Origin of the sequence: Ectopseudomonas composti, from assembly GCF_900115475.1 — a bacterium.
Taxonomy (GTDB): domain Bacteria; phylum Pseudomonadota; class Gammaproteobacteria; order Pseudomonadales; family Pseudomonadaceae; genus Aquipseudomonas; species Aquipseudomonas composti.
In genome coordinates this window covers 1-12,703 of the sequence record NZ_FOWP01000022.1, presented here as the reverse complement: position 1 = coordinate 12,703, position 12,703 = coordinate 1, and the positions used below count along the sequence as shown (strand labels likewise).

The 12,703-nt window shown below is 63.8% G+C and carries 17 protein-coding genes; 10 read left to right on the top strand and 7 right to left on the bottom strand.

Annotated elements, in window-relative coordinates; translation table 11 throughout:
• Positions 1-61 precede the first annotated feature (61 nt).
• The 3 genes from BM059_RS24700 to BM059_RS24690 all read left to right on the top strand — a co-directional run bounded on the left by BM059_RS24700 (position 62) and on the right by BM059_RS24690 (position 2,631).
• The gene (locus BM059_RS24700) at positions 62-1,075 is read left to right on the top strand and encodes an AraC family transcriptional regulator (RefSeq protein ID WP_208606130.1); all 1,014 of its coding nucleotides are present in this window, start codon (positions 62-64) and stop codon (positions 1,073-1,075) included.
• Between the two features lie 176 nt (positions 1,076-1,251).
• A complete protein-coding gene (locus BM059_RS24695; RefSeq protein ID WP_074941724.1) occupies positions 1,252-2,130 on the top strand; it encodes a DNA-3-methyladenine glycosylase family protein in 879 nt (292 codons plus the stop codon).
• A gap of 3 nt (positions 2,131-2,133) precedes the next feature.
• Positions 2,134-2,631, top strand: a complete 498-nt coding sequence (locus BM059_RS24690) for a methylated-DNA--[protein]-cysteine S-methyltransferase (RefSeq protein ID WP_074941723.1) — start codon at positions 2,134-2,136, stop codon at positions 2,629-2,631.
• Position 2,632: 1 nt separating this feature from the next.
• Here BM059_RS24690 and BM059_RS24685 read toward each other — a convergent pair whose 3' ends face one another.
• From BM059_RS24685 to aroC, 5 genes are all read right to left on the bottom strand, one after another.
• Positions 2,633-3,190: a histidine phosphatase family protein gene (locus tag BM059_RS24685; RefSeq protein WP_074941722.1), complete on the bottom strand. Its 558-nt coding sequence runs from the start codon at positions 3,188-3,190 to the stop codon at positions 2,633-2,635.
• Positions 3,187-3,378, bottom strand: a complete 192-nt coding sequence (locus BM059_RS24680; protein ID WP_074941721.1) for a PLDc N-terminal domain-containing protein — start codon at positions 3,376-3,378, stop codon at positions 3,187-3,189. Before BM059_RS24680 ends, BM059_RS24685 begins: the two co-directional genes overlap by 4 nt.
• Before the next feature lie 61 nt (positions 3,379-3,439).
• A complete protein-coding gene (locus BM059_RS24675; protein ID WP_074941720.1) occupies positions 3,440-3,979 on the bottom strand; it encodes a cupin domain-containing protein in 540 nt (179 codons plus the stop codon).
• 16 nt (positions 3,980-3,995) lie between these two features.
• Positions 3,996-5,156, bottom strand: coding sequence for an MFS transporter (locus BM059_RS24670; RefSeq protein ID WP_122950752.1), 1,161 nt, complete (start codon positions 5,154-5,156; stop codon positions 3,996-3,998).
• Entirely contained in the window at positions 5,153-6,244 is a 1,092-nt protein-coding gene (aroC, locus tag BM059_RS24665) for a chorismate synthase (RefSeq protein ID WP_074941719.1), read from the bottom strand. Before aroC ends, BM059_RS24670 begins: the two co-directional genes overlap by 4 nt.
• A 124-nt stretch (positions 6,245-6,368) precedes the next feature.
• Here aroC and BM059_RS24660 point away from each other — a divergent pair, with 124 nt between their 5' ends.
• Positions 6,369-7,361, top strand: coding sequence for an alpha/beta hydrolase (locus BM059_RS24660; protein ID WP_074941718.1), 993 nt, complete (start codon positions 6,369-6,371; stop codon positions 7,359-7,361).
• Between the two features lie 36 nt (positions 7,362-7,397).
• Positions 7,398-8,198 carry a hypothetical protein gene (locus BM059_RS24655; protein ID WP_074941717.1) on the top strand — a complete coding sequence of 267 codons (801 nt, stop codon included), beginning with the start codon at positions 7,398-7,400 and terminating at the stop codon, positions 8,196-8,198.
• 219 nt (positions 8,199-8,417) lie between these two features.
• On the opposite strand, the gene prmB is transcribed toward BM059_RS24655, so the two are convergent.
• Both prmB and BM059_RS25785 read right to left on the bottom strand, forming a co-directional pair.
• Entirely contained in the window at positions 8,418-9,338 is a 921-nt protein-coding gene (gene prmB, locus BM059_RS24650) for a 50S ribosomal protein L3 N(5)-glutamine methyltransferase (RefSeq protein ID WP_074941716.1), read from the bottom strand.
• Positions 9,339-9,416: 78 nt separating this feature from the next.
• Positions 9,417-9,545: a hypothetical protein gene (locus BM059_RS25785; protein ID WP_260619608.1), complete on the bottom strand. Its 129-nt coding sequence runs from the start codon at positions 9,543-9,545 to the stop codon at positions 9,417-9,419.
• Between the two features lie 155 nt (positions 9,546-9,700).
• Between BM059_RS25785 and BM059_RS24645 the strand changes: the two genes are divergently transcribed.
• The 5 genes from BM059_RS24645 to BM059_RS24625 all read left to right on the top strand — a co-directional run bounded on the left by BM059_RS24645 (position 9,701) and on the right by BM059_RS24625 (position 12,583).
• Positions 9,701-10,297, top strand: coding sequence for a cysteine hydrolase family protein (locus tag BM059_RS24645; protein ID WP_037002771.1), 597 nt, complete (start codon positions 9,701-9,703; stop codon positions 10,295-10,297).
• Positions 10,298-10,378: 81 nt separating this feature from the next.
• Positions 10,379-10,699 (top strand): hypothetical protein, encoded by a 321-nt coding sequence (locus BM059_RS24640; protein ID WP_074941715.1) that lies wholly within the window; start codon positions 10,379-10,381, stop codon positions 10,697-10,699.
• Between the two features lie 153 nt (positions 10,700-10,852).
• A complete protein-coding gene (locus BM059_RS24635; protein ID WP_037002775.1) occupies positions 10,853-11,410 on the top strand; it encodes a Smr/MutS family protein in 558 nt (185 codons plus the stop codon).
• 77 nt (positions 11,411-11,487) lie between these two features.
• Entirely contained in the window at positions 11,488-12,033 is a 546-nt protein-coding gene (gene folE, locus BM059_RS24630) for a GTP cyclohydrolase I FolE (protein WP_037002777.1), read from the top strand.
• Positions 12,034-12,214: 181 nt separating this feature from the next.
• A complete protein-coding gene (locus tag BM059_RS24625) occupies positions 12,215-12,583 on the top strand; it encodes a glutaredoxin family protein (RefSeq protein WP_037002779.1) in 369 nt (122 codons plus the stop codon).
• Positions 12,584-12,703: the final 120 nt, after the last annotated feature.

Here is a 12,703-nt window from a genome sequence, read left to right as displayed (position 1 = left end):
TGCCTCGCCCTGCCCGGGTTATGGCATAGTCGGCCAGGATATTGTGATTTTCGGACAATCTATGTCAGCGCCCTGGCCCGCTCGCCGCAGCATCATCAGCATCCAGCTGCTCACCCAGCTGGGGCTCGACCTTGGCCTGAGCCTGGACAGATGCCTGCATGAAACGGGACTCAGCCCGCTGCAGTTGGCCAGCCTGAACGGGGAGATCGACGCGCAGCGTGAACTGCAACTGATCGCCAACCTGATAGAGGCGCTGCCCGAAGTCGGCGACCTTGGCCTGCAGGCCGGTCGGCGCTACCACCTGACCACCTATGGCGCCTGGGGTTACGCCATTCTCAGCAGCGCCACGGTACGCCAGGCCGCCGAGCTGGGCCTGCGCTATCACGGCCTGACCTATGCCTTCACCCGCATCAGCCTGAGCGTGGATGACGCCGTCGCCAACCTGAATTTCGACGACAGCGCCCTGCCCCCGGCGCTGCATGATTTCATCGTGCAGCGCGACATGCTTGGCGCCCTGGTGGTTGTGCGCGAGCTGCTCGGCAGTGCGCTGCGATTGCTGGACGTGGAGCTGCGCCAAGCTGCGCCGGCTGACATTTCGCCCTTTATCGCTGCCTTCGGCCAGGTGCCACGCTTTAGCGCGGCGCACAATCGCCTGGGTTTTACCGCCGACCTGCTGGACAACCCATTGCCACGCGCCAACCCGCAACTGGTCAGTGCCTGCGAGCAGCAATGCCAGGCATTGCTGGCGCGCCATCAATGGCACCAGGGCCTGGCCGGACGGGTACGCCAGTTGCTGCTGCAATCGCCGGGGCAGATCGCCGATATGGAGCAGGTCGCAGAGCGCCTGCACCTGAGCAGCCGCACCCTGCGCCGGCGTTTGATCGAAGAAGGCACCAGCTTCCGCGCGCTGCAGGATGAAGTGCGTCAGGCGCTGGCCGAAGAGCTGCTGGCCGCCGGCGGCCTGAGCCTGGAGGAAATCGCCGAGCGCCTGGGTTACGGCGAGCTGTCCAACTTCATCCACGCCTTCAAGCGCTGGAAAGGCGTAACGCCGGGGCGTTATCAACGTGGCACCTAGGGTGTCGTGGAGTCCCTGGTGCGCGCGGCGCACCCTACTAAAAGCTCGTGCGCCTTCGGTATGCGCTTCATGTAGGGTGCGCCGTGCGCACCGCGCCCCGGATACTGGCCAGGTCGGCGCAATTTGAAAGTCATCTTCACGCTGACAACGCTCGAACGCCGCGCTAGGGTGCAGCCATGAATATCATCACGCTGCTTCTGCCCTACCAACCGCCCTGGGACTGGCAACAGTTCCACAGCCACTTCGCCCTGCGCGCAATTCCCGGGCTGGAGTCACTGAGCGTGGACAGCTACAGCCGCGGCTTCAGCCTCGATGGCACTCCCGGCTGGCTGCGGGTCGCGCCGCTGCCGGGGCAGAACGCGCTGGAACTGCGCTGTCGTCTGGCCACGCCAGCGCATCTCGATCAACTCGAACAACGTGTGCGGCGCATGTTCGACCTCGACAGCGAACCCGAGGCAATTGCCCAGCACCTGAGCGCCGATGAATTGCTCGCGCCGCTGTTGCAACGCAATCCCGGGCTGCGTCTGCCGGTGGCGTTCGATCCATTCGAGCAGGCGGTGCGCGCCATCGTCGGCCAACAGGTCACGGTCAAGGCGGCGGTCACCATCGTCGGGCGTCTAGTGCAGCGTGTCGGCGCATGCATCGAAACCCCGGAATCGCTGGGCATCAGCCATCTGTTTCCCTCGCCGCAAGCACTTGCCGAAGCTGACTTGAGCGGCATCGGCATGCCCGGCAAGCGTGTGCAATCCTTGCAGCATTTCGCCGCGCGCATCGCCGATGGCAGCCTGAAGCTGGATATGGAAAAGGGCAGCGCGGCGCTGATCGAACGACTCTGTGCCCTGCCCGGCATCGGCCCGTGGACGGCGGAGTATATTGCCCTGCGTGCATTCGGAGAGGCCGACGCCTTTCCCGCCAGCGATCTGGGGCTGCTCAAGGCGCCCGTCTGGGGAGCTGAAGGGATCAATGCGCGTCGCCTGAAACAACGCGCCGAAGCCTGGCGCCCCTGGCGCGCTTATGCGGCGGCGCATCTCTGGCATAACTATTCGGGAGGCTGAGCCATGCACTACCGTTACCACGACAGCCCCGTCGGCCCGCTGTTTCTCGCGGCCGATGAAAGCGGCCTGCAACTGCTGCTGATGGAGCTGGACAGCCGCCCCTGGCGCATCGAAGACCATTGGCAGCCCGCTGGCCGTGAGCTGGACGCCGTGTGCAGCCAGCTGGACGAATATTTCGCCGGCAAGCGCAGGCAATTCGAGCTGCGCCTGGCACCGAAGGGCACGGAATTCCAGCAATCGGTCTGGCAAGCGCTACTGGCCATCCCCTATGGCCGCACCTGCAGCTATTCGGAGCTGGCCCATGTCATCCGCAGGCCGCAGGCAGTGCGCGCAGTGGGGACGGCCAATGGCGCCAACCCGATTTCCATCATCGTGCCCTGCCATCGCGTGATCGGCCGTGATGGCAGCCTCACCGGCTATGCCGGTGGGCTGCCGCGCAAGCAGCAGTTGCTGGAGCTCGAGGGTGTGTTGCAGCCGGCACAGGCGCAACTGGCTTTGTAGTCTAGGGCGCGGGTATTCGCGCCAAAGGCTCAGCACGTGGACGCAGTGGCAAAGCCAGAATCAGCCCCTCACCCGAAGCGGGAAAGATGCCAGTCAGGGCGGTGATATTGACCTGATGGGAAACCAGCACCAACGGCTCACCAGCAGGCAACTCGTTGATCTGGCGAATCAGCTCGGCGGTCTGCTCGGCACCATCCTCGGGCTGGCCGAAGAACGAATCCAATGCAGCGAATGGCTGTACCGGGCCGCGACTCATGTTGCTGGCCGTATCCTGCGCGCGGCACCAGCGACTACTGAGAAGGCGCGGTTGCTCGATTCCCTGGCTAGCGAGCAACTCGCCCCAGCGGCGGGCCTCAGAGCGCCCCTGATCGTTCAGGTTGCGCTGGGTTTCACAGCGATCCAGACGGAAGTTCGCCGGATCGCCTGTGCCTGGCGCCGTGGCATGGCGCATGAGCAACAGCGCACGACCTTCGCGCAGTGCCTGCCAGGCGTCGGCGTTATCTGCTACCACACTGGACAGCGGCAGCAGCACCAAGACCAGCAGGCAGAGGCGCTTCATATCCTGACGTTGCCGCGCGGCCCCATCAGCGCCCAGATGATCAGACCGATCACTGGCAACAGCACGATCAGCAGAATCCATAGAATCTTGATCCCGGTCTCGGCGCTGCTCTTGATCACGTTGATGATGGCCCAGATATCCAGGGCGAGGATGACCAGGCCAATCAGGCCATTGAAGGTAGAACCCATGACGACACTCCTGTCTGAAAGGTTGCCTTCATAGGATAGCTGGCGAGTGGCGCAGGTTCCCTCAATCACCGAGCCGGGCAAAACGGCTGGCGATATCGTCGTCACTGCACACAGGTGCATCCTCGCTGGCGCTCAGGCGCACCACCAGCGCATGCGGCTCTTCCCCCAGGTCGAACCAGTAGCGAGTGCCGGCCGGCAATAACAGCAGGTCGCCCTTCTCGCCTTGCAGCATGTAGACGTGGTCGTCGAGGTGCAGGCTGAGCTGAGCGAAACCACCGAGGAACAACCAGGCACTGGCCATCGACTGCGACTGCTCATCCAGATGCCGCGCCCGCAGCTCCAGTTTCTGCGGATGGTTGCGCTGCAGGTTGAACAGCTCCTGCTGCACATGGCCTTCTTCACTCATGAACGCCTGCAGCCACAGGCCATAGGCCGCGTCGAACTCAGCCTGTTCGCAGCCAGGGCGTAATGCAGCCGGCAGCGCCACCTGACGATAGTCAATGCCCACCGTCGCCAGGGTACTGGCGATGTCTTCGGCGTGGTTCAGTACCTTGTTCGGCAGTTCCGGAGCGGTATGCAGGTAGACGGCGAGGCTGCTCATGACGGGTTCACTCGATTCAGGGCCGCTCGGGCGGCAGACGGGTGGCAATGATGAAGGCGGCCAGCAAGGCTACCAGACTGGCGATGGCGAAGGTCCAGGCCGGGCCCAGGCTCTTCCAGCTGTAACCGGCATACAGCGCGCCCAACGCGCCGCCGATTCCGGCCAGGCTGACATACAGCGCCTGCGCCTGACCCTGCTGGCGATCAGCGAAACCGCGCTGCACGAAGTGGATGCAGGCGGCATGAAAAGCGCCGAAGGTGGCGGCGTGCATGCACTGCGCCAGCAGCAGCACCGGCAGGTACTGGGCCAGGCTACCCAACAGCAGCCAACGCACGGCGGTGATCAGGAAGCTGGCCAGTAACACCGCACGCAGTGAATAGCGCTGCAGCAGCCGCGCCATGATCAGGAACAGCAGGATCTCCGCCACCACCCCCAACGCCCAGAACAGACCAATAGCGCCGCGGCTGTAGCCAACGCCCTCCAGGTGCAGGGTGAGGAAGGTGTAGTACGGGCCGTTGCTCAGTTGCATCAGCCCAACGCTGAGGTAGAACGCGAGGATGCCGGGGCGGCGCAATTGGCGCAGAAAACCCTCCGGTTCCTGCGTGCTCGGGCGCAGCACAGGCTGCGCATTGGGCACCCAGAAACTGCTGACGACGATACCGGCCATGATCACCAGCAGCGCCGCCGGATAGGCATCCAGGCTCAGCCACTCGAACAGCAGGCCGAGACCGACCACGGCGACGATGAACCCGATGCTGCCCCACAAGCGAATCTGACTGTAGCGCGCCGCCTGCTCACGCAGGTGGGCCAGGGTGATGACCTCGAACTGCGGCAGCACCGCATGCCAGAAGAACGCGTGGGTGGCCATGATCAGCGCCAGCCAGGCATAGCTCTGACTGAAGAAGATGCCGGCGAAGCAGACCAGAGTGCATAGCGCGCCAAAGCGCACGATCAGCAGGCGCTGACCTGTGTGGTCACCCAACCAGCCCCACAGGTTCGGCGCCAGGCAACGCATCAGCATGGGAATGGCGATCAGCTCGCCGATCCTAGCCGGGGAAAAGCCCAGGTGGTCGAAGTACAGCGCCAGAAACGGCGCCGTACCCCCGAGCAGAGCGAAGTAGAAGAAGTAGAAGCCGGACAGCCGCCAGTACGGCAGGGCCGCGCCCGCCCGGATCACAGTTGCGGCAGCACCGGCGTGGCGACGCGCACGTCGGCGTTCTGCCCACGGTGGCGCAGCAGGTGATCCATCAGCACGATGGCCATCATCGCCTCGGCAATCGGCGTGGCACGGATGCCCACGCACGGGTCGTGACGGCCCTTGGTGATCACGTCTACCGGGTTGCCGTCGACATCGATGGAACGTCCCGGCGTGGTGATGCTGGAGGTCGGTTTCAGCGCCAGGTGAGCAACGATCGGCTGGCCGCTGGAGATGCCACCGAGGATGCCGCCAGCATTGTTGGAGAGGAACCCCTCCGGGGTCAGCTCGTCGCGGTGCTCGGTGCCACGCTGGGCAACGCAGGCGAACCCAGCGCCGATCTCCACGCCCTTGACCGCGTTGATGCTCATCAAGGCGTGGGCCAGTTCGGCGTCGAGACGGTCGAAGATCGGCTCGCCTAGGCCCGGCATGACGCCTTCAGCTACCACGGTGATCTTCGCGCCGACCGAGTCCTGGTCGCGGCGCAACTGATCCATGTACGCCTCGAGCTCCGGCACCTTGTCCGGGTCTGGGCTGAAGAAGGCGTTCTCTTCCACCGAATCCCAGGTCTTGAAGGGAATCTCGATGGGGCCGAGCTGGCTCATATAGCCACGGATGACGATGCCCTGGCTGGCCAGGTACTTCTTGGCGATGGCACCGGCCGCCACGCGCATGGCGGTTTCGCGCGCCGAGCTGCGGCCGCCACCACGGTAGTCACGCAGGCCGTATTTGTGATGGTAGGTGTAATCGGCGTGGGCCGGGCGGAACAGATCCTTGATCGCCGAGTAGTCCTTGGACTTCTGGTCGGTATTGCGAATCAGCAAGCCAATGGAGCAACCAGTGGTCTTGCCCTCGAACACGCCGGAGAGGATTTCCACCTCGTCGGCTTCCTGGCGCTGCGTGGTGTGGCGACTGGTGCCCGGCTTGCGGCGGTCGAGGTCACGCTGCAGGTCTTCCAGGGAAATCTCGACACCGGGTGGGCAACCGTCGACGATGGCGACCAGCGCCGGGCCATGGCTTTCGCCAGCGGTGGTAACGGTGAACAGCTTGCCGTAGGTATTGCCGGACATGGGAAGACGCTCCGCGAAATTCAGCTCAGGCCCGGCGCTGCGCAGGCCCGATTCACAAGGTGGGCGAGTATACCTGCCGATAACTTGCAGTTCACCCCGAACCTTGGCCAGCCGAACGCGTCCAATGCCAACCTGCCACTACCCTGCCCTCATCATGCTACGAGCCCTGCTCTTGTCCCTCACCCTGATCACCGGCCTGGCCCAGGCCAGCACCACACAGCAATCACCCATCCGCCTCGACACCGACCAGGGCACTCTGTACGGCAGCCTGCTGGTGCCGCAAAGCGACAAGCCAGTACCGGTGGCGCTGCTGATTGCCGGCTCCGGCCCCACCGACCGCAATGGCAACAACCCCGAGGGCGGCCATAACGACGCACTGAAAAAGCTGGCCCAGGTACTGGCACGCCATGGCATCGCCAGCCTGCGTTACGACAAACGCGGCGTCGCTGCCAGCCGCGCCGCCACGCCTGACGAAAAAGACCTCAGCGTCGAGCGCTACGTGGCCGACGCCGAAGGCTGGGCCAGGTTGCTCAGAGGCGATCCGCGCTTCGACCGCCTGATTCTGATCGGCCACAGCGAAGGGGCGCTGATCGCCAGCCTGGCCGCGCCTGGCAGCCAGGCCGATGCGCTGGTCTCCATCGCCGGCCCCGCCTACCCGATCGGCCAGGTGCTGGACATGCAACTGGCCATGCGCTTGCCAGCGCCGTTGCTGGACGAGAGTCGGCACATCCTCGCCAACCTGATCCGCGGCAAACTGCAGCCCAAGGTGCCCAAGGAGTTGCAAGCGATCTATCGCCCCAGCGTGCAACCCTACCTGATCAGCCTGCTGCGTCAGGACCCGGCAGAAAACTTCGCCGCGCTGCAGATTCCCGCTCTGATCGTGCAGGGCACCCACGACGCCCAGGTCAGCCCGGACAACGCCGAGGTGCTCAAGCAGGCCAAACCCGATGCCGAGCTGGCGCTGATCCCCAGCATGAACCACGTCATGCGCATTACCCCAGCGCCGTGGAACGAACAGGTAGCGTCCTACGACGATCCGCAGCTACCCTTGGCCCGTGCGCTGGGCGAACGGATCGTGTCCTTTATTCGCTCCAGTGCTGAGGAAAATGGCCGATAACGCATCGAAGGCCACCGAACAGTACACAGGACGCCCATGAGCGAGAACCCAGCCCCGCAGGCACCAGCGCCAGATGCCGACGCGGCGACAAGCGAAACGCCTGCCGCGCCACATCCCTGGACGGACCTGCCAGCCGAGCAATTCAGCCTGCTGCGCCTGGCGCCGCTGCCGGTCGACCGAGAAACCGGGCCGCGGCCGCTGCGTTTCGTCCAGCTCGGCCGGGTGGAGCGCCATGCCAAGGATCTGAGCCTGCTGCGCCTGACTATCCAGGTGCCGGGCCAACGCCTGCATCGGCAGAACAACATGTTGGAGGTCTGGGCCGATCATCAGCGCAAGGAAGTTCGCTTCGGCCCGGATAAGGGCCTCAGCGTGGACCCCGCCAATCGCGGCCTGGGGCGCTTTCTCATGGCCCAAGGCATCGCCTGGGCGCGCAAGCAATACGCGCACTATCAGGTCGAGGGTGGCGCCCTGCCGACCAAGGACAACTTCAACGAAGCGGCCCGCGCCCGCCGAGACCACGCGCTGAAGGCCCAGGGTTTCACCATCGAGTACAGCGACCCGCTGCAGCTCAAGCCGTTCTACAGCGCGCCACGGGTCAGCTCGCTGCATGGCGACTGGCAGGCCGAGAAGGTGCAAATCATCGAGTTGCTGGATGCCGCCGCGATGCTGCAGCAGGCCGACCAGACGCTGCAGGAGCAGGACGTCAAACTGCGCAAACTGGAAGATCGGATCGAACGCCTCAAGCGAGAAGACAGCGGCCTGCGCTTCACCATCACCTGCCTGGTGGCGTTCAGCCTGTTTCAAGCGGGATTGCTGATCTGGATCGCCACACGCTGAGAGCCTATTTACGATCATCTGCGCGTCGGCGCTACTGCGTTGAAAACAAGCTCAAAATGCTCATGTACAAAAGTACAGTCGAACGCGACTCCGACCGTTTCTCGCTTGTTTTTGCGGGGCCGCCATCGGTGTTGTATCGCTCTAGCTCGAAAGATCGTAAACAGCCTCTACTGGCGACTCACACGATCTAACGTAGGGTGCGCCGTGCGCACCGACGATTCAGCCTGCGATACGCGAACGAAACAGTTCCTGATGCTCGCGGCATTGCTTGGCCGCCAGCAGGAACACGCCGTGCCCGCCACGCTGGAAGTCCAGCCAGGTGAAGTCCACTTCCGGGTACAGCGCCTCGACATGCACCTGGCTGTTGCCCACCTCGACGATCAGCACGCCACGCTCGCTGAGGTGATCGGCCGCTTCGGCCAGCATGCGTCGCACCAGATCCAGACCGTCAGCGCCGCAGGCCAGTCCCATTTCCGGTTCGTGCTGGTATTCAGCGGGCATGTCGGCGAAATCCTCGGCGTCGACATAAGGCGGGTTGGAGACGATCAGGTCGAAGCGCTGCCCCGGCAACCCGGCGAAGCCATCGCCCTGCACGCAGTAAACGCGTTCCTCCAGGCCGTGGCGCTCGATGTTGAGGTTGGCCACCTCCAGCGCATCGAACGACAGATCGCCCAGCACCACTTCCGCCTCGGGGAATTCGTAGGCACAGGCGATGCCGATACAGCCGGAGCCGGTGCATAGGTCAAGAATGCGTGCTGGTTCGCTCGGCAGCCAGGGGGCGAAATGACGGTCGATCAGCTCGGCAATCGGCGAACGCGGCACCAGCACACGTTCATCGACGACAAAGGGCAAACCGCAGAACCAGGCTTCGCCCAGCAGGTAGGCGGTGGGCACACGCTCCTCGATACGGCGCTTGAGCAATGTCTGCAGGTGGGCATGCTCGTCGTCCTCCAGGCGGCAATCGAGGTAGGCGTCGGAGATTTCCCAAGGCAGATGCAGCGCGCCGAGCACCAATTGGCGAGCCTCGTCCCAGGCATTGTCGGTGCCATGGCCGAAGAACAGTTGCTCGGCCTGAAAACGGCTGACGGCCCAACGGATGTAATCACGCAGGGTGCGTAAACGGGTAGTGAGAGCAGTCACGGGCGGCCTCCGGGTGAAAAGTGCGGAAGTTTAGCCCAGTGCGGGTGGCTAGCGCATGAACGAGGGGTTAACGAGTGCTCATAACCGCTCGCGCTTCTTGCGCAGTACATCGTCATCCGGGCGGCGCAATTCGCGCAGAACGGCGATGGCCACAGCGATGGAGAACAAAAGCCAGAAATACGGGGAAAACTGCAACAAAAGTGACATGGCAACTCCTTTTGCGTACGACCCCAAGTCCTTCGGGGCAGTTCCGATTCTGCTCCGGCAAACTGCACTGAGCAAGCATTGGCGCAGATAGAGGTTCACAGAGCGCCCTGGCAAGCGGACAATGGCACATTATCACCATCAGCCAGGAGCCCGAGATGTCCCATCCGCAAACCATGTTCCAGCTCACCGGTCGTGGCCACGCGCCGGCCAGCCTGAACAATGCGACCCTGCTGATCATCGATGCCCAGGAAGAATACCGCAGCGGCGTACTCGCCCTTCCTGGCCTCGACCCTGCGCTGGCAGAGATCGCCAGCCTGCTGGCAGCAGCACGCAGTGCCGGTGCCGACATCGTTCACGTCAAGCACCTCGGCATTCCCGGCGGCCTGCTCGATCCCAGCGGCCCGCGCGGTCGTCACCTGCCGGAAGCGGCTCCACTGGCTGGTGAGATCGTCGTGGAGAAGCGCCTGCCCAACGCCTTCGCCGGTACCGAATTGCATGATCGCCTGCAGGCGCTCGGCCATCTCGACCTGATCGTTTGCGGCTTCATGACTCACTCCAGCGTCAGCACCACCGTTCGCGCCGCCAAGGACTATGGGTATCGCTGCACTCTGGTCGATGCCGCCTGCGCCACCCGCGATCTGCCCGCACCGGATGGCAGCGTGATCGATGCCGCCGAGGTGCACCGCATCGAGATGATCGCCCTCGGTGACAACTTCGCCACCCTGGTGCCGCACGCCAAGTCGCTGGTGTGAACGCGCTAGCAGTATCGTCAGCGCTGTGGAACCCGAGCGCGACCAGTCGGTCATATCGCCGATAAGCCAAAGGAAATCGGAATGAAACTGTCCGACGATTTCGATGCACGCCGCCTGCGCCCACGCCAGCCGAGAAACTGGCGCCTGCGCATCGGAGCAGGCCTGGGTGCGCTGCTCGCGGCCTTCGGCATCCTCCTGGCGATGGCCGGCATCGCCTCTCTGGCCGGCCGTGCGCCGGTGCTGGGAGCACTCAACGACTCCACCGGCGAGGCCATCGTTCTGCTGCTGCTCGGCCTGTTTCTGTTATGGGCCGGCATCGCCTTCTGGCGTCGCTGCCGCAGACGATTGCGTCGCCCCAGCGATCTGAGCCTGTCGCCATCGCTGATGAAAAAGCGCGACTGACCACCCGAAGACAGAGCCCGAAACCGCAGGAGCTGGCTTGCCAGCGATGCTTTTAGCCAATCGCCCCAACAAGCCTGCGCCTACAAATTCGTCTTTCTACGCTTACACGGCTGGCATTTGGGTAAAATGCCAGCCTGTTTCGCGGAGCCTCCGATGCAAGACGACGACCTTTCCCTGTTCCAGGCCGAGCTGCGCGGCGTCAAGCCGCTCAAGCACGACCGCGCCGACACCGGCAAACCCAAAGCCGACCGTAAACAGTTCAACACCCTGCGCCAGGCTGCGACGATCAGCCAGGGCGAGACCAAGGTGGATGGCCTGTCCGACCAGTTCGTCATCGACGTTGGCGCCGAAGACCCGCTGTACTGGGCCGGCAACGGCGTACAGGACGGCCAGATGCGCAAGCTCAAGCTGGGCCAGATTCCCTTCGACGGCAGCCTCGACCTGCACGGTATGAGCGTCGAGAAGGCGCGCGATACGCTGTGGGAGTTTCTCGCCGAAGCCACCAAGCTGGAGATCCGCTGCGTGCGCGTTACCCACGGCAAGGCGGTACGCATGGACGGGCGCAAGCCGATGATCAAGAGCCATGTGAACACCTGGCTGCGCCAGCACCCGCAGGTGCTGGGTTTCAGCTCCTGCCTGGCCAAGCACGGCGGCACCGGCGCGGTGTACATCATCCTCAAGCGCACCATGATGGATGGTCGCGACGAGTAATCAGAGAACCTGGCACTCTTGCCAGGCCCCTGTCGGCGCCCTACCCTGCGCCCATTCGATACCCAACAGGATTTTCCATGTCCCTGGAACAACACTACACCGCGATCCTTGGCCAGCTCGGTGAGGACGTCTCTCGCGAAGGCCTGCTGGACACGCCCAAGCGTGCCGCCAAGGCCATGCAGTACCTCTGCCGCGGCTACCAGCAGACGCTGGAAGAAGTCACCAACGGTGCGCTGTTCAGCTCCGACAACAGCGAAATGGTGCTGGTAAAGAACATCGAGCTGTACTCGCTGTGCGAGCATCACCTGCTGCCGTTCATCGGCAAGGCCCACGTCGCCTACATCCCCAACGGCAAGGTGCTGGGCCTGTCCAAGGTGGCGCGCATCGTCGACATGTTCGCCCGTCGCCTGCAGATCCAGGAAAACCTCAGCCGGCAGATCGCCGAAGCGGTCGAGCAGGTCACCGGCGCACTGGGTGTGGCGGTGGTCATCGAAGCGCAGCACATGTGCATGATGATGCGCGGCGTGGAGAAACAGAATTCCTCCATGGTCACCTCGGTGATGCTCGGCGAGTTCCGCAGCAACCCGGCGACTCGCGGCGAATTCCTCAATCTGGTTCGTTGAGCCAGGCCCTAGACGACGGCCGCTCACTTGCGTGAACGGCCGTCGCTGTTTAGCGCAAAAGTCGCGTAGCGACGCCTGCCTTGATGCCCTTCTCCCTGCGAAGCGCCGGATCAGGCTGGGCCGCGAAGATATTCATCATTAGGGTTGCTGCTCGCGGCATGCCCGCTCAGGAGTTTGAAACATGTTGCTCAAAGCCCTTCGTATCGGCCTGGGCCAGCTCGTCGTGTTCGTCGACTGGATCAGCCGCCCGCGCAAGCTCAAGCGCAGCCCCGAGGCGCAAGCCGAGGTCGAGCGCGCCACGGCCAACCTGGCGCTGTACCAGTTCCACGCCTGCCCGTTCTGCGTCAAGGTGCGGCGCAGCATGCACCGCCTGAACCTGCCGGTGCAGTTGCGCGATGCCAAGAACGATGCCGAGCATCGCCAGGCGCTGGAGCAGCACGGTGGCCGCATCAAAGTGCCGTGCCTGCGCATCGAGGAAAACGGCCAGAGCACCTGGCTGTACGAGTCGAAGGCAATCATCGCCTATCTGGATCAGCGCTTCGCTGGTTGAGGATCGCAGGTACAGCGGTGTGCATGGTGTTCAGCCGGGGGACATAGGTAACGGGTGTCGGGAGACATAGGTAACGCATTTAGGCTTACGGGGTTCATCGAATCGGGAGATCGAGTGATG

Bases quoted from the DNA above. Each gene is read 5' to 3' on its own strand.
- BM059_RS24625 (WP_037002779.1), top strand. From the start codon at position 12,215: ATGTTGCTCAAAGCCCTTCGTATCGGCCTGGGCCAGCTCGTCGTGTTC.
- BM059_RS24640 (WP_074941715.1), top strand. From the start codon at position 10,379: ATGAAACTGTCCGACGATTTCGATGCACGCCGCCTGCGCCCACGCCAG.
- BM059_RS24700 (WP_208606130.1), top strand. From the start codon at position 62: ATGTCAGCGCCCTGGCCCGCTCGCCGCAGCATCATCAGCATCCAGCTG.
- BM059_RS24645 (WP_037002771.1), top strand. From the start codon at position 9,701: ATGTCCCATCCGCAAACCATGTTCCAGCTCACCGGTCGTGGCCACGCG.
- BM059_RS24675 (WP_074941720.1), bottom strand. From the start codon at position 3,979: ATGAGCAGCCTCGCCGTCTACCTGCATACCGCTCCGGAACTGCCGAAC.
- BM059_RS24635 (WP_037002775.1), top strand. From the start codon at position 10,853: ATGCAAGACGACGACCTTTCCCTGTTCCAGGCCGAGCTGCGCGGCGTC.
- BM059_RS24660 (WP_074941718.1), top strand. From the start codon at position 6,369: ATGCCAACCTGCCACTACCCTGCCCTCATCATGCTACGAGCCCTGCTC.
- BM059_RS24680 (WP_074941721.1), bottom strand. From the start codon at position 3,378: ATGGGTTCTACCTTCAATGGCCTGATTGGCCTGGTCATCCTCGCCCTG.
- BM059_RS24695 (WP_074941724.1), top strand. From the start codon at position 1,252: ATGAATATCATCACGCTGCTTCTGCCCTACCAACCGCCCTGGGACTGG.
- BM059_RS24685 (WP_074941722.1), bottom strand. From the start codon at position 3,190: ATGAAGCGCCTCTGCCTGCTGGTCTTGGTGCTGCTGCCGCTGTCCAGT.
- BM059_RS24690 (WP_074941723.1), top strand. From the start codon at position 2,134: ATGCACTACCGTTACCACGACAGCCCCGTCGGCCCGCTGTTTCTCGCG.
- BM059_RS24655 (WP_074941717.1), top strand. From the start codon at position 7,398: ATGAGCGAGAACCCAGCCCCGCAGGCACCAGCGCCAGATGCCGACGCG.
- aroC (WP_074941719.1), bottom strand. From the start codon at position 6,244: ATGTCCGGCAATACCTACGGCAAGCTGTTCACCGTTACCACCGCTGGC.
- BM059_RS25785 (WP_260619608.1), bottom strand. From the start codon at position 9,545: ATGTCACTTTTGTTGCAGTTTTCCCCGTATTTCTGGCTTTTGTTCTCC.
- folE (WP_037002777.1), top strand. From the start codon at position 11,488: ATGTCCCTGGAACAACACTACACCGCGATCCTTGGCCAGCTCGGTGAG.